This is a genomic window from Natrialba sp. SSL1 (genome assembly GCF_001861355.1).
Taxonomy (GTDB): Archaea; Halobacteriota; Halobacteria; order Halobacteriales; family Natrialbaceae; genus Natrialba.
Window position 1 is genome coordinate 115357 of sequence record NZ_MASN01000004.1, and the last position, 14763, is coordinate 130119.

General features: G+C 63.1%; 12 protein-coding genes. 7 read left to right on the forward strand and 5 right to left on the reverse strand.

The features are described 5' to 3' along the window. Positions 1 to 4: 4 nt before the first annotated feature. On the reverse strand, positions 5 to 2005 hold the full coding sequence (locus BBD46_RS02010; RefSeq protein WP_071400094.1) for an FAD-dependent oxidoreductase: 2001 nt from the start codon (positions 2003 to 2005) through the stop codon (positions 5 to 7). Between the two features lie 104 nt (positions 2006 to 2109). On the opposite strand from BBD46_RS02010, the gene BBD46_RS02015 reads away from it, so the two are divergent. Further along, positions 2110 to 3363: a methyl-accepting chemotaxis protein gene (locus tag BBD46_RS02015; RefSeq protein ID WP_071400095.1), complete on the forward strand. Its 1254-nt coding sequence runs from the start codon at positions 2110 to 2112 to the stop codon at positions 3361 to 3363. 9 nt (positions 3364 to 3372) lie between these two features. On the opposite strand, the gene BBD46_RS02020 is transcribed toward BBD46_RS02015, so the two are convergent. Next, positions 3373 to 4758 carry a glutamine synthetase family protein gene (locus tag BBD46_RS02020; protein ID WP_071400096.1) on the reverse strand — a complete coding sequence of 462 codons (1386 nt, stop codon included), beginning with the start codon at positions 4756 to 4758 and terminating at the stop codon, positions 3373 to 3375. A 243-nt stretch (positions 4759 to 5001) separates the two neighbouring features. Beyond that, a complete protein-coding gene (locus BBD46_RS02025; RefSeq protein ID WP_071400097.1) occupies positions 5002 to 5556 on the reverse strand; it encodes a pyridoxamine 5'-phosphate oxidase family protein in 555 nt (184 codons plus the stop codon). A 130-nt stretch (positions 5557 to 5686) separates the two neighbouring features. On the opposite strand from BBD46_RS02025, the gene BBD46_RS02030 reads away from it, so the two are divergent. Continuing rightward, the gene (locus BBD46_RS02030) at positions 5687 to 6178 is read left to right on the forward strand and encodes an SAM-dependent methyltransferase (protein ID WP_071400098.1); all 492 of its coding nucleotides are present in this window, start codon (positions 5687 to 5689) and stop codon (positions 6176 to 6178) included. Between the two features lie 173 nt (positions 6179 to 6351). Next, positions 6352 to 7701: an aspartate aminotransferase family protein gene (locus BBD46_RS02035; RefSeq protein ID WP_071400099.1), complete on the forward strand. Its 1350-nt coding sequence runs from the start codon at positions 6352 to 6354 to the stop codon at positions 7699 to 7701. 146 nt (positions 7702 to 7847) lie between these two features. Here the strand turns inward: BBD46_RS02035 and BBD46_RS02040 are convergent, their stop codons facing one another. Further along, positions 7848 to 8966, reverse strand: a complete 1119-nt coding sequence (locus BBD46_RS02040; protein ID WP_071400100.1) for a class II histone deacetylase — start codon at positions 8964 to 8966, stop codon at positions 7848 to 7850. A gap of 286 nt (positions 8967 to 9252) precedes the next feature. On the opposite strand from BBD46_RS02040, the gene BBD46_RS02045 reads away from it, so the two are divergent. The 4 genes from BBD46_RS02045 to BBD46_RS02060 are packed head-to-tail and all read left to right on the forward strand — an operon-like array spanning position 9253 to position 13249. Next, the gene (locus BBD46_RS02045) at positions 9253 to 10404 is read left to right on the forward strand and encodes an ABC transporter substrate-binding protein (protein WP_071400101.1); all 1152 of its coding nucleotides are present in this window, start codon (positions 9253 to 9255) and stop codon (positions 10402 to 10404) included. A 9-nt stretch (positions 10405 to 10413) separates the two neighbouring features. Then, positions 10414 to 11496 (forward strand): ABC transporter ATP-binding protein, encoded by a 1083-nt coding sequence (locus BBD46_RS02050; protein WP_071400102.1) that lies wholly within the window; start codon positions 10414 to 10416, stop codon positions 11494 to 11496. After that, positions 11493 to 12413, forward strand: a complete 921-nt coding sequence (locus BBD46_RS02055; RefSeq protein ID WP_071400103.1) for an ABC transporter permease — start codon at positions 11493 to 11495, stop codon at positions 12411 to 12413. The genes BBD46_RS02050 and BBD46_RS02055 overlap by 4 nt, the downstream gene beginning before the upstream one ends. Continuing rightward, positions 12410 to 13249, forward strand: a complete 840-nt coding sequence (locus BBD46_RS02060; RefSeq protein ID WP_071400104.1) for an ABC transporter permease — start codon at positions 12410 to 12412, stop codon at positions 13247 to 13249. The genes BBD46_RS02055 and BBD46_RS02060 overlap by 4 nt, the downstream gene beginning before the upstream one ends. Positions 13250 to 13415: 166 nt before the next feature. Here the strand turns inward: BBD46_RS02060 and BBD46_RS02065 are convergent, their stop codons facing one another. Continuing rightward, positions 13416 to 14717, reverse strand: coding sequence for an ArgE/DapE family deacylase (locus tag BBD46_RS02065; protein ID WP_071400105.1), 1302 nt, complete (start codon positions 14715 to 14717; stop codon positions 13416 to 13418). Positions 14718 to 14763 lie beyond the last annotated feature (46 nt).

The following is a 14763-nucleotide window of genomic DNA, read 5'->3' on the forward strand; positions in this document are numbered from 1 at the left end:
ACCGCTACAGTTCCCGTCCCAGTTCGTCCCCTTCTCGAACCGCTTCGTCGAGCGACCGCGGGGCCCAGGCATCACCGACCCGATGGACCGACACGTCCGTCTGCGCCGCCGCCTCACGGAACGGCTCGTAGGCTACTTTCCCGCGGTGGGCGAAGACGACCACGTCGATATCGTCCCGTCGCTCGCGGCTCTCGCTGTGGATGTTCTCGAGTACAACGTTTGTACCGTCACCCGTGCCACTCGCAGCACCGATTTCGGCGACTCGCGTGTGCGGCGTGAACGTGACGTTTCGCTCCGAGAGCGTGCCGAGGAGCTGATTCTGGACGTACTGCTGGACGTTCTCGCCCGGTGAGTAGGTCGCCGTCGCGAGTTCGACGCTCGCTGCGCGACCAGACTCGGAACACGCCATAGCCACGTCAAGTGCGGCCTCGTTGCCGTCCCAGTCCGAGACGAGCACGGTGTCGCCGCGGACGCTGTCGGGGTCTGCGAGTAGTTCGCCGGGCGTCAGTACTCGCGTCCGCGACTCGTCGCTGATCGGAATGTCCGGGACGCGGCCCGACGCGCCCGTCGCTAGTACGACCGCGTCCGTCGAGTCACCGGCGTCCGTACCTGCGAGATCGGCTGGCTCGAACCGCGTCTCGAGTTGGACGTCGACACCCGCGTTGGCCGCGCGGGTTGCGAGCGTGTCGATCCAGTCGTCGAACGCACCACGATGCGAGAGGTCGGCGTAGTGACGGACCTGGCCGCCGAGTCGATCCGCCTGCTCGAGGAGGGTCACGTCGTGGCCGCGCTCGGCCGCTGCCGTCGCACAGACGAGTCCCGCGGGGCCGCCGCCAACGACGGTCACCGCTGAAGCCGTCTCGACGGTGTCGTCGTCCGCAAACTCGCGCTCGCGTCCCGTCTCGGGGTTGACCGTACAGCGGATCGGCAGCCCTTCCTGGTACCTGCCGATACAGCCCTGGTTACAGGCAACGCAGGGAGTGATGTCCTCGCGGTTGCCGTTCGTCACCTTCTGCGGCATCGCCGGATCGGCGATGAGTGCTCGCGTCATCCCGACCACATCGGCAGCGCCCTCCCGGATCAGCCGGTCGCCGGTTTCGGGTTCGTTGATCCGCGAGGTGACGATCACGGGCGCGTCGACGAGTTCCTTCACGGCTTCACCGGGCTGTTCGACCACGCTATGATCTTTCGTCGCCGGCGGGACGATGTAGCTACAGCTTCGGTGGGTACTCGAGCTGCCCACGACGACACTCCAGTAGTCGAGGTCGCAGGCGGCGTCGATGTGCTCGATGATCGGAACCGTCTCCGAAAAGTCGAGCCCGCGGCGGTGGCGTTCTTCGGCACTCAGGCGGACGCCAACGACGAAGCCGTCGCTGGTTCGCTCGTTGATCTGGGTGGCGATGTCGACGGTAAACCGACAGCGGCTCTCGAGGTCGCCGCCGTACTCGTCGGTGCGGTCGTTCAAGTGTGGGCTCCAGAACTGCGCTGGGAGGTAGCTGTGCGAGCCGACGATCTCGACGCCGTCGAGTCCGGCCCGATCCATCCGCTCGGCTGCGGCGGCGAAGGAGTCGATCAGTTCGCGGACCTCCGCGGTCGTCAGCGGTCTCGGGACGACCTTCAGCCGGTCAGTCGGCGTATCTGACGGCGCGGGGGCCGGCGGTGCGTAGTCGCCCGTGTAGCGCTCGCGGCCGCCGTGAAAGAGCTGGGCGAAGACGGCCGCGCCGTCGTCGTGAAGCTGCTCCGCGACCGGTTCGTAGGCGTCGACGATGGCGTCCCGACTCGCGTCGATCGTGTGCGAAGTCAGCAGGCCGCTCTCGTCGACCGCGTGGGCTTCGAGGACGATCAGGCCAGCCCCACCCTGTGCGCGAGCACGGTGATACGCGGTGAAGTCTTCAGTCGGGAGGTGGTCCGAGACCAGCGTCGTCTGGTGGCCCGAGGACATGATTCGATTTCGCAGCGTCACATCACCGATTTCGAGGGGGTCGAAGAGACTCTCGTATCCCATACCTGTTTCTTGGTATCATACATCACAAATGTATCGACGGCCGTGACAGACAGACAACGAATCACGGCCACAACTGCTATGCCAATATCAGATAACCTACAGACATGAGTGAACGTGGCGAACTGCAAAACGTGGTCGAACACACCGAGACCGTCCACGAGCGCATCGGCGAGACGGTTGCAGTAACCGAAACGCAGTCGACGGAGCTCGCGGCGCTGCGCCGCGAGGTCGACACGCTGAGCGCGACGATGGAGGAGGTCGCCTCGAGTGCGACCGAGGTCGAGACGCTAACTGAGGAGGCATCCGACACCGCTTCGAGCGGCGTCGAACGGAGCGAAGCGGTGAGCGAGCACGCCGATCAGGCGTCTGCCGACGTTGAACGACTCCTGGAAGCCGTCGAATCCGTTGGCGAACAGACCGACCGCGTCCACGAAATCGTCGACATCATCGTCGATATTGCCACGCAGACGCACGTGCTGGCACTCAACGCGAGCATTCAGGCCGCACACGCCGGCGAGTCGGGTGCCGGCTTCGCCATCGTTGCAGACGAGGTCAAAGCGCTCGCCGAGGAGACGGAGTCGAACGCGACCGAGATCCGCTCGGTTCTCGACACGTTGACGACCGACATCGAGACCGGCCTCGAACGCGGTACCGAGACGAAGACATCCGTCGAGGAGATGGTCGCGCAGGTCGACCAGATGGCCGACGCGCTGGGCGAGATTCAGCGTGCCGTCGAACGCTCAAGCGACGGCGTCCGCGAGATCGCAGACGCGAACGACGATCAGGCCGTCAGCGTCTCCGAACTGGCGACGCGACTCAACACGGTCTCGGAGCAAGCTCAGACGGTCCAGGAGGAGATGGCAGCGGTCGACGCCGACGCCGACGCACAGCGCCAGCGGATCCGGCACATCACGTCCTTCGTGGACAACCTCCCCGGCTACGCCTACCGCAACGAGAACGAGAAGGGCTGGCCGGTGCGGTTCGCCTCCGAGGGTATTGCCGAACTCACCGGCTACACGTCGGCACAACTCGTCAGCGGCGAGGTTTCTGTCGGCGACGATATCGTCCACGACGACGACCAGGCTGCGATCTGGGACACCGTCCAGGAGCACCTCGACCGGCGCGACTCGTTCGCACTCGAGTACCGGATGAACACGGCCGACGGGGATGTCATTCGCGTTCGCGAGCAGGGTCGGGGTCGGTACGACGAGAACGGCGAGGTCGTCGCCATCGAGGGTTACGTCTGGCGCGTCGACGACGGGTACAAACAGATCGCACCGAAACGGTCGGCAGCGCGCGACGGTGAGCCGGAGCCAGCGCGCGAGCGCGACCGGTCCTCGACGGTCGGCGCAGAGTAGAGAACCGTCTCAGAGCGTCTCGACGTACTGTTCTCGCTCCCAGTCGGTCACCGTGTCGCGGAACGACTCGAGTTCCGCTCGCTTGGCGGCGACGAACGCCTGGATCAGGTCCTCGCCGAGAGCGGTGGTCAGCGTCTCGTCGGACTCGAGTGCGGCGAGTGCGAGTTCGGGCGACTGCGGAAGCGGCGGCCGGTCGCCGGCGGGGTCGCCGGAGACGGGAGGGTCGGGTTCGAGGTCGCGCTCGATGCCGTCGAGGCCGGCCGCGATGGTGGCCGCGATGACGAGGTAGGGGTTCGCGTCGGCGCTCGGAATTCGGTTCTCGATGCGGGTGGTTCCGGAGGGGATTCGGATGCCCGTCATGCGGTTGTCGTAGCCCCAGGAGGCGGTGTAGGGCGCGAACGAGCCGCGTTCGTAGCGCTTGAAGCCGTTGATAGTGGGCGTGCCGAGGGCCGCGATGGCGTCCGCGTGGTCGACGACGCCGGCGACGAACTGGCGGCCGGTTCGTGAGAGGGTGCCCTCGCCGTCGGTGGTGGGACTCTCGCTCGTCTCTCCGCCGTCCGCCTCGAACACGTTCTCCCCGTCCTGGAACGCCCCAATGTGGAGGTGATACCCACTCCCTGCGCGCCCGCCGAACGGCTTGGCCATGAACGTCGCCCACAGGTCGTGACAGCGACCGGTCTGCTTGACCAGGCGCTTGAAATCGAACGTATCGTCGGCCTGCCCCATCGGGTCGCCGTACTCGAACAGGACCTCGAGCTGGCCGGCTCCGTGTTCGTGCATGAGCGAGGTTACCGTCGCGCCGTACTCCTCGCTCCAGGCCGCCAGATCGTTGTAGAACGCCGAGACCTCCTCGGTCGCCCAGGAGACACACTCGTGTTTGTCGGAGGTGACCGGCTCGTAGCCCGACCCGGACTCCGCCTCGGCAAGCAGATAGAACTCGAGTTCGCTTCCCACAGTGAACTCGAAATCGAGCTCGTCGGGGACGGACTCGAGTACCCGCGCGAGCGCAGTTCGGGGGGCAGCGCCGACGAGGTTGCCGCCGTCGACGACGTCACAGAGGACGCGGGCTGCGTCGTCACGCCAGGGGAGGCGACACGCCGTGTGCGGGAGCGGGCGAAGTGTCCCGTCGCCGTAGTCGATCTCCTCGCCGACGCCGGAGCCCTCGGGGACGGCGTTGCGCGGCGTCTGTGCGAGAATAAGGAGATTCACCGGAAACCCGGTCTCCCAGGAGTCGAGGAAGTAGTCGGTGCGTAGCTGTTTGGTGCGCGAGATGCCGTTGATGTCGGGAAATTCAACGAAGACGTGGTCGATCTCTGGGTCCGAAAGCAGGTCGAGCATCTGCTCGATGTGGTCGTCCGCGTGATCACTCGGAGTAGGCTCACTTGCGTCAGTCATTGGTTCCTCCAGTATAGTTGCCGCCAGTATGATGGTCGGAGGCGATCACTGTCGATGTGTTCGGTCGCGATTCGGTCGGTCGCCGGCGTCCTGTCGCTGTGCCGGAGCCGCGTCGGTGCTCGTCGGTTCTCGGTGGAACATGGTCCCATTGTCTGTTCGTACCGTCTTCCGTCTCACTCGACCGTATTAAGTCACCCGTTGACACGGGTCACTGCTGGCCGTCGGGACTGTCTCTCGTCGCTCTCATCGGAGCGGTGAGTCGTACGCACCCGGCTCGTCGGCCGGCTTCTCGCCGCGTTTGGCGCTCCAGCGGTCGACCGCGAGCCGGTAGACGGCCGTTCGGTCGATCGACTCGTCGCTCATCGGCTCGTAGTCCTCGCCGGGCGTGAGCTGTGGGGCGAACTTGTCCATGAAGGACTCGAGTACATCCCGTTTCTCCGCTCGCTCCGTGAGAAGCGAGATCGGACCGTAGGCGACGACGCTCGCGTATTCGACGGTGAAGTTCACCGGCTCCGCCGCAGGGATGAACCGGCCCATCTCGCTCGTCGTGAAACACGCCTGTGGCTCGTCGGTACTCGAGACGAGGTCGTAGGCGCGACCGTCGCTGGCACCGTGGACGTAGATCGAGTCGTCCTCACAGACGAACAGTTGTGTGACGAGGTGTGGTTCCTCGTCGTCGGCGAGTCCGAGAACACCGGTTTCCTGGCCGGCTAGGAACTCCCGGATCCAGTCTTCGTCCTCGACTGCCTTTCCCTGGTATCGTATGTCATCGGATGCGACGCTCGGGGAATCTTCCATACCGGTCGGTCGGTCTCATAGGATATAACGTTGCAGGCCATCGTCAACACTTAGCACAGATCAAGGCGAGTCGACGCGGGGGTATTGCGCTAAGCGACGAGTATGTATCTGTTGACGACAATCTCCGGGTATGACATGCAATTCACCACCGATCGAACTTGATCCGATCGGCATCGTCCACTCACCACGGGAGACGAAGCAGGACGACGGGTGGGGTGACGTCAAGTCGAGCATCGAACTCGATTCGACGCGGTTCACTCCCGCTGCGCTAGCGGGACTCGACGACTTTTCGCACGTGGAGGTCGTCTTCGTCATGCACCGCGTTCGTGAGGAGAACATCGAACACGGGGCGCGACACCCGCGAAACAATCCCGACTGGCCGGAAGTGGGTATCTTCGCACAGCGCGCCAAAGGACGTCCGAATCGAATCGGCGTCTCGCGCTGTCAGATCCGTAGTGTGGACGAGCTAACGATCGATGTAATCGGGTTGGATGCAATCGATGGAACGCCCGTCGTAGCGATCAAACCGTACATGAACGAGTTTGGGCCGAACGGAGACGTAACACAACCGACGTGGGCCGCCGAACTCATGGCGACCTATTACGACGATTGTAGCCACTGAAAGTCAGTGCACATCCGGTTGTACGAGGGAGGCGCGGTCTGGAGAGTACGGTTCGTCCGGGACGGTAGCTGGACCCATATTCTCGGAGGACTGCCCTCAGTTCGACTGGCTATCACCGGAGACAGCCGTCGGCGAGACAAATCTTTATTAGATGTGCCTCGAACTACCACACCATGGATCTCTGGGACGAGATAGACGCATCCTACCGCGAGCGGACGCCAACGAGCGAACAAGTATACGACGACCTCTACGAGCACGTGCCGGCAGGGGTCGCCAGCACGTACCGTGCGTTCGAGCCCTACCCGATGGTCATCGACCGAGCGGACGGGCCGTACCTCTACGACGTCGACGGCAACCGCTACATCGACTACGACCTGAACAACGGCGCGGGCATGGTCGGCCACAACCACCCCGCCGTCACCGACGCGCTGAGTGACCAACTCGAGAACGGGACGCTGTTCACCCACCCGCACGAACTGCTCGGGGAGGCTGCCGAAGCGATCAAAGACCGCTGGGATCCGATCGACCTCGTTCGGTTCACCAACAGCGGCACCGAATCGACGATGCACGCGATCCGGCTCGCCAGAGCCTACTCCGGCCGGGAGAAGGTTCTGAAGATCGAGGGCTCGTATCACGGCGCACACGACTACGTTCTGCTGAGCAAGTCGGTTCCCGCGCACAAACTCGGTCATCCGAAACAGCCAACCACGGTGATCGAGAGCGAGGGGGTTCCGGAAGCGATCGCAGACACTGTCGAAATCGGCCCGTGGAACGACCTCGACGCCATCGAGTCGATCCTCGAGGAGAACGCGACCGAAATCGGGACGCTCATCGTCGAACCGATCGTGATGAACGTCGGCGTCACGCAGCCACACGGCGAGTACCTGCAAGGGCTGCGCGAGCTGTGTGACGAGTACAACGTCGTCCTCATTTTCGACGAGGTCAAGACCGGCGTGAAGGTCGCACCGGGCGGTGCGGCTGAATACTACGGCGTCGAGCCCGATCTGGTCACGATGGCGAAGAGCATCGGCGGAAACACGCCCGTCGGCGCGTTCGGCGGCCGCGAAGACATCATGCGCGAGATCGAGAACGGCGCGGCCCACTACGGCACCTACAACGGCAACCCGCTCGTCCTGCGTGCCGTGACGACCGTGCTGAACGAGGTGCTCACGGACGACGCCTACGACCACGTCGACGCCCTCGGCGACCGACTCGCGACTGGCTACGAGGAAATTATGGCCGACGTCGGCCTCGCTGGCCACGTTGAACAGGTCAACTCCCAGGGCATCGTCGTCTTCACCGACGAGGAAATCACCAACTACCGCGACTTCGACGAACACGTCGACGTCGAGTTCCACGAAAACTACTGGTTCGCCATGCTCGAACGCGGCGTCCTGCCACACCCCCACCACGCCTCCCAACAGTGGACCATCAGCGTCCAGCACGAGGACGAACACATCGACCGCCACTTAGAGGCGTTCAAGGACGTGGCACCGATGCTCGCCGACCGACAAGAGTCCTAACGGAGCCTGCGCTCACACCCTGCTTTTCGACGCACACTGTCTCGATCAAGGCCGAAACCGAGAGCTGAAGCTGCGGCACAAGAAACGAGTGACGAGAACCGAGAAACAAAAACGAGAACCGGGACCCGAGAATCCCGTCGCCGCGGCTACTCGAGTACCGGCCAGTACTCGCTGTGATAGGCGGCGATGTCTTCAATGGCGCGCTGTGCGGACTCGTAATCTTCGTCCATCCAGGCCATAGGGTCGTCGATCCCGGTTTCGACACCGAGGACGCCCTCGAGGACACCGAGTGTGGCGTACGCGAGGTGACTGACCTGATAGCCGCCTTCCTGGACGACGGCGAGGTTTCCGTCGGCGTACTCGTCAGCGAGCACTCGCGCGCGCCGGCCCAGTTCCTCGAAGCCGCCCTTCGTGACGACGTTGCGCCCGAGCGGGTCCATCGTGCCGGCGTCCTGGCCGGCGCTGATGAGCAGCAGACCGGGATCGTACGAGCGCAGGAGGGGTTCGACGATGCGGTCGAAGACGTGTTCGTAGCCCTCGTCACCGGTTCCCGGCGGGAGCGGGACGTTGACGTTGTAGCCCTCACCGTCGCCGGTGCCGACCTCGTCGAGGTCGCCCGTCTGCGGGTGGGCCTCGGGATCCCACGACCAGTGGTCGTTGTGGATGCCGATCACGAGCACGTCGTCGCGGTCCTCGAAGCACTCCTGCGTGCCGTTGCCGTGGTGAACGTCCCAGTCGACGATGGCGACGCGTTCGGTGTCAGTCGTCTCGAGGACGTGGTCCGCCGCGACGGCGACGTTGTTGAAGTAACAGAAGCCGTCGACCTGTTCCGGCTGGGCGTGGTGGCCGCTCGGTCTGACCATCGCGTACGGGATGTCGTCCGCGGGCGTCTCGAGTGCGTGCTCGGCGGCGAGGCAGGTCGCACCCGCGGCGTGGGTGGCGGCGCGGAACGTGTGTTCGTTCGCGCCGGTTTCGGCGGTGATCCGCCCGCCGCCGTCTGCGCAGAACGCCTGCAGGTCGTCGATGTGGTCGGCAGTGTGGGTGCGCTCGAGTTGCTCTCGGGTTGCGGGCTCGACGTCGGCCAGTGTGACGTGATCGGCGAGTTCGGCCTGGACGATGCTGTAGATGTTTTTGAGTCGTTCCGGTCGGTCCGGATGTGGTTGGCGGTACGCCAGTCTACCAGTCCACTCGGATTCGAACTCGCCGGCCGGCTGTTCGTGAGCGATGAAGCTCTCGTCCCAGAACGCGGTTATCGTTCGGCCCATGCCTGGTACTCTCTGTCATTCTACATAAGACCTTCTGTCTCCGTGACCGATCCGGCGAGACTTACCCACGAGAGGAGACTTCCAGTTGACGTGCTACCCCCGAAATGCCTTGTTACATCCGAAAATCGGGGGCATTGGGGGGCAAACTGTGGTATGTATCCATATACAGACTGCTGTTGTCTACATACTCGTTTTTCCTCCACCGATGCGTATTATTATTGGACAGAATACAGCATCTGTCGTTCTCGTCGAAATCTATATATGGTGTGAGAAGATAACAAAGGCCATGGTTGAGAGAAATATCAGCCGACGGACTGTTCTGAAAACGACGGCTGCCGGTGGCGCAGCGGCGGCGGCGGGCTGTCTCGGCGGTGACGACGGTCGCGAGTACGTGCGGCCGATGGACGTCGACCTCGACGACGTGGAACCGGAAAACGAGATCAACATGTGGAACTGGTTCTACGACTTCCGCGACTGGACCGTCGAGGAGTTCAGCGCAGAGTACGGTATCGAGAACTCCTCGTCGACCGGCTACTCCTCCGCGGCGGAGTGGTACTCCCGCTTAGAAGCCGGTAACCACGCCATCGACCACGTCGGTTCCACCGGGAACTACACCGTTCGCTCCGTCGAGAACGACTTCTTCGAACCGTTGCCGGTCGACCAGTTCGAGGGCTGGGAGGCGCTTCCCGACTTCCTGCAAGAGACTATGCACGACTACGCCGGGAAGGACGGCGAGGTGTACGCGATGCCCCAGTCGTTGTTGCTGTACCCGACGCTGACGTACAACGAGGACCACTTCTCGAGTCCGCCGGACTCGTGGGGGGTTCTCTGGGACGAGGAGTACGCCGGCGACATCTGCATGTGGGACGAAGCGCAGTACCCCTGCCAGATCGCGGCGCTGTATACGGATCAGGACCCGTTCGATCCTGACGACCTCGACGAAATTCAGGAGGTCCTCGAACAGCAGATCGACCTCAACGAAACTCTCTGGGACGAGTACAACCACGCCCGCGGCCTCTTCGTCAACGAAGACGTCGTGGTCGGCCCGCTGCTCGACGGCCAGACGTACCTCGCCAGATTCGAGGACGAAGCGCCGATCAACTACACGATCCCCGAGGAGGGCGGGCTCTACCAGCTCGACGACATGGCCATTCCGACGGACTGCCCGAACCCGCGTGCAGCGACGCTACTCATGGACTGGGTCACCCAGCCGGATAACCTCAAGAACATCTTCCACGAGAGCGGCTACCCGCCGGCGATCGACCACGACGACTTCGAAGAGCTGTACGCCGAGGATCTCGAGGAAGGAACGATCACCGAGGAAGAAATCGAATTCTTCCGCTGGGGGGAACTCGAGGACCGCCTGATGTTCGCCGAACCGCTCGGCGACGACCTGCTTCAGACGTACGACCAAATCTGGACCGAAGTGAAGAACTGACCGATACCGATGTCAGACATTACAATCCACGGCTTGCGCAAGGAGTTCGGCTCGGTGCTGGCGGTCGACGACGTCGATTTCGACATCACAGAGGGAGAATTCATCTCGATTCTGGGGCCGAGCGGCTCCGGCAAGTCGACAATCTTGCGGATGATCGCCGGTTTCGAGTCCCCGACAGCGGGCGAGATCAGAATCGGCGGCGACGATGTCGTCGGGGACCCCCCGTTCGAGCGGGACGTAAACATGATGTTTCAGGACCTGGCGCTGTTCCCACACCTGACCGTCGCCGAGAACATCGCGTACGGGTTAGCGCAGGACGGTGTTCCAGCCGACGAGCGCGAGGATCGCGTCCAGGAGATGCTCGAGATCGTCCACCTCGAAGGGTACGACGACCGCGAACCCCACGAGCTCTCGGGCGGCGAGCAACAGCGTGTCGCGCTCGCTCGGGCGCTGGTCAACGAGCCAAAGCTACTGTTGTTCGACGAACCGCTGGCGTCGCTCGACCGAAAGCTACGCCAGCACATGCAGATCGAGCTCCAGCAGATCCAACACGAGACCGGCATCACGTTCCTCTACGTCACCCACGACCAGGAGGTCGCGATGGCCGTCTCCGACCGGCTGATCGTGCTCAACGACGGTCAGATCGAACAGATCGGCACCGCCGAAGAGCTCTACGACGAACCGAACAACAGCTTCGTCGCGAACTTCATCGGCGATATCAACACGCTGCCGGCGGAACTCGAGCGTGATAACGGCAATCTCGCGATCGACATCAACGACGCGACACGAACAGTTGGCGACTCGTACGTCGATCCGGGAGTTCGCGACAACGGTCATCACGAAATCGACCTCTGTATCAGGCCGGACGATATGCGAATCGAGCCGTCGACGGCGTCCGAGGCGAACGCAATCGCAGGAACGGTCCGAAACCGCATCTACAAGGGCGGAACGACGACGTACCACATCGACACCGACGTCGGAACGGTCACGGCAGAGTTAGGATCGAGTCAGTTCGATGTCGGTGACGAGGTCGGCGTCTCGTGGAGTGACGATGCCGCCTACCTCTTCCCGCGGAGGGAGTCCGAGGCATGAGTTCGGCCAGACTGCCCGGTATTCGTGCGAACGTGGCAGACGGGTTCGAACACTGGCAGTCCTTCCTGCGCGATCGGCCGCGGCTGAAGATTTTCCTGATCGTCTTCCCGCCCGCGCTGGTGCTCGCGGTCTTTTTCCTCCTGCCGCTCGTGTTCATGGCGTACCTCTCGCTGCTCGAGGGGATGCCCCCGGCACCGGCGACGTTCGAGAACTACATGCGCCTCGTCACGCAGGAGGTCTACCTGTCGATCCTCTGGCGGACGACCGTGATTACGGCGCAGGCGACGATACTGACGGTGCTCATCGGCTACGCGATCGCCTACAGTATGGTCCGATTCTCCCGGCGGACGACGATGATCCTGCTGCTGGTCATCATGCCGTTCTGGACGAACTACATCATCCGAATGTACGCCTGGATTAACATCCTGCAGACGAACGGCGTCCTCGACGCGGCACTGCTGTTCGTCGGCGTAATAAACGAGCCGCTCGGCGTGCTCTACAGCCACGAGGCTGTGCTCATCGGATTCATCTACATCTACCTGCCGCTTGCGGTCCTTCCCTTCTACGCCTCGCTCTCGTACCTCGATCAGGACCTCATCGACGCGTCGATGGACCTCGGGGCGGGGCCGATCAAGACGTTCCTCTCGATTACGCTCCCGATGACGAAAAACGGGATCATGGTCGGCGTGATTCTGGTCGGGATCCCGATCTTCGGCTCGTTCATCACGCCTCAGCTTCTGGGCGGGACGGACAACACCATGGTCGGTATGATAATCGAGAACCAGTTCGTCGAGGCGTTCAACTGGTCGTTCGGTGCCGCGCTCAGTATCACCGTCGCGTTCATCGTCGTTGCTATGCTCGTGCTCGGAATGCTGGCCGGCGGGAACTTCTTCGATCTCGGAGGTGAGGACGAATGAGCGCACTCTCGTCCGCGTGGAACCTGCTCGAGCGGGTCGCTTACAACCACGGACGAAAGGCGGGGCTCACCTGTCTCGTGCTCGCGATTCTCTACCTCTGGTTCCCAATCTTCGTCGTGACGTTCATGTCGTTCGCCGAGCGAGAGGTGCTCACGTTCCCGCCGTCGAGTCTCACCCTCGACTGGTACCTGGTCTTCCTGGATAACGACGCCGCGATCAGCGCGACGATTACGTCGCTGCAGATTAGCTTCATTACGACGCCGATCGCAGTGGCACTCTCGGTGCTCATCGCGTACGCCATCGACCGCTACGTCTTCCCCGGGAAGAGTATCCTGCAGCTCGTCGCGGTGCTCCCGATCGTCGTTCCGCTGATCGTCGTCGGTGTCGCGATGACGATCTTCTTCGGCATCGTCGGCATCCAGGCGAGCTTCTGGACGGTCGTCGCCGCACACGTTATTCGGGTGATCCCGTTCACCGTCCTCATCCTCGTTCCGACGCTGGTTGCCTTCGACCGGTCGTTAGAGGAGGCGTCGTACGACCTCGGTGCGAACGAGTTGACGACGTTCCGGAAGATCACCGTCCCGAACATCATGCCCGGCGTCGTCGCGGCCGGCTTGCTCGCGTTCACGATCTCGTTCAACGAGTTCGTCTACACCTACTTCGTCAAGGACGCGCGAACGCAAACGCTGCCGACGTACCTGTGGGATCAGCTCCGACAGCACGCGACACCCGAAGTGAACGTCATCAGCGTCGTCTTCATCGTCTTCGCCATCTCCACCGTGCTCATCGCGGTGGCGCTGACGAACGTCGAGCGGATCACGACGCACGACGGCTAGACGAAGCGCGCCGCTTCGGCGGCACCTTCCGACTCGGGTACTCGTTTTCTGCGTTGCCCTCTCAACCGCCACGAGGGGCTGGTACGGCCGCTACGGGAGATCGACGACGAGATTCGTCTCGAAATAGTCTCAAAATCCGTCTCACAAAAGAAGTGCCGTTTGCGGATCAGTCCTCGGTCCCGCACCACTCCATCGCCGTCAGTGCCAGCGTCTGTGCCGTCTCGACGAGGGAGTCGAGTTCGACGTACTCGTCGGCACCGTGTCCACCCCACCCACGCGGGCCGACGGAGATTGCGGGAATATCGTAGTAGAGGGCGTAAAACCGCTCGTCGAGGCCGCCGAGGCCGCCGACGTACGAGGTCTCACCACCGGTCGTTCGTTCGGCGTGGGTCGTCGCGAGCTGGACGATTTCCTCGTCGGTGTCTATCTCGTGCGGGTCGGCGTCCCAGCCGAACCACTCGATCTCCGGTTCGTGCTCGGCGAGCCACGGGTCGTCCTCCGCAGCGCTCATCACCGCGTCGGTGACTTCCTGACGAACATCCTCGCTGCGCTCACCCGGTGGCCAGCCAATTCGACCGGTGAGGACGGCCTCGCCCGGCACCTTCGACACCCAGTCGCCGGACTCCGCGACGCTGACGCTGAGATTGGTGACGCTGCCTTCGGCCTCCGGATCCTTCCGGACCGCCGGCTCGTAGGAGATCCGTTCCCGGCGCTCTTCGTCGAGTTTCTCGAGTGCACGATAGATCGTCGTCGCGTTGCCGATCGCGTTCACGCCGCGGTACTTGCGCGCGGTGTGTGCCGCCTTCCCTGGAACGGTGATCCGGAAGTACATGACACCTGCGCCGGCAATCCCCACGTTCGGAAGCTGGAACGGTTCCGGAATGATCGCGGCATCTGGCTGGTACCCCCGCTCGAGTGCGGAGAGCACGCCGCCGACGCCACCGGCTTCCTCCTCAATCGTCGTCTGCAAGAGCAGGTCGCCCTCGAGCTCGACGCCGAGGGACTCGAGTACCTCGTAGGCGTGGACGAACGCGGCGATGCCGCCTTTCATGTCCATCGTACCGCGGCCGTACATCCGGCCGTCTTCGATCGTCGCGTCCCACGGGTCGTACGACCAGTCGGCGACGGGTTCCGGCGTGACGACGTCGATGTGGCCGCTGAAGGCCAGGCTTCGCCCGTTCTCGGGATCAGTACCGGGTAGCGTGGCGACGACGTTTTCGCGACCCTCGTAGCCGTACTCCTCGTAGGTGACCGTCTCGGTGAACCCAGGGTGTGATTCGAGGTTCGAGGCCGATGGTTCCCAGGTATCGATCTCGAGGTCGCCGTCGGACTCACGCAGGCGGTCGAGGACGACCTCCTGGCCTGGTTGCTCCTTCCCGGACAGTGATTTTGCCGCGACTAGTTCCTCGAGGAAGTCGAACAGTCGGTCTTGCGTTCGCTCTATCTCAGCGCATACCTCCGATTCCATGACATTCGATACCGTGTGGCAGAACGTATAGTTTCCGCTGCGCTCA

Excerpts from the sequence above, each read along its gene's own strand:
- BBD46_RS02010 (WP_071400094.1), bottom strand. The coding sequence starts at position 2,005 with ATGGGATACGAGAGTCTCTTCGACCCCCTCGAAATCGGTGATGTGACG.
- BBD46_RS02015 (WP_071400095.1), top strand. The coding sequence starts at position 2,110 with ATGAGTGAACGTGGCGAACTGCAAAACGTGGTCGAACACACCGAGACC.
- BBD46_RS02020 (WP_071400096.1), bottom strand. The coding sequence starts at position 4,758 with ATGACTGACGCAAGTGAGCCTACTCCGAGTGATCACGCGGACGACCAC.
- BBD46_RS02025 (WP_071400097.1), bottom strand. The coding sequence starts at position 5,556 with ATGGAAGATTCCCCGAGCGTCGCATCCGATGACATACGATACCAGGGA.
- BBD46_RS02030 (WP_071400098.1), top strand. The coding sequence starts at position 5,687 with ATGACATGCAATTCACCACCGATCGAACTTGATCCGATCGGCATCGTC.
- BBD46_RS02035 (WP_071400099.1), top strand. The coding sequence starts at position 6,352 with ATGGATCTCTGGGACGAGATAGACGCATCCTACCGCGAGCGGACGCCA.
- BBD46_RS02040 (WP_071400100.1), bottom strand. The coding sequence starts at position 8,966 with ATGGGCCGAACGATAACCGCGTTCTGGGACGAGAGCTTCATCGCTCAC.
- BBD46_RS02045 (WP_071400101.1), top strand. The coding sequence starts at position 9,253 with ATGGTTGAGAGAAATATCAGCCGACGGACTGTTCTGAAAACGACGGCT.
- BBD46_RS02050 (WP_071400102.1), top strand. The coding sequence starts at position 10,414 with ATGTCAGACATTACAATCCACGGCTTGCGCAAGGAGTTCGGCTCGGTG.
- BBD46_RS02055 (WP_071400103.1), top strand. The coding sequence starts at position 11,493 with ATGAGTTCGGCCAGACTGCCCGGTATTCGTGCGAACGTGGCAGACGGG.
- BBD46_RS02060 (WP_071400104.1), top strand. The coding sequence starts at position 12,410 with ATGAGCGCACTCTCGTCCGCGTGGAACCTGCTCGAGCGGGTCGCTTAC.
- BBD46_RS02065 (WP_071400105.1), bottom strand. The coding sequence starts at position 14,717 with ATGGAATCGGAGGTATGCGCTGAGATAGAGCGAACGCAAGACCGACTG.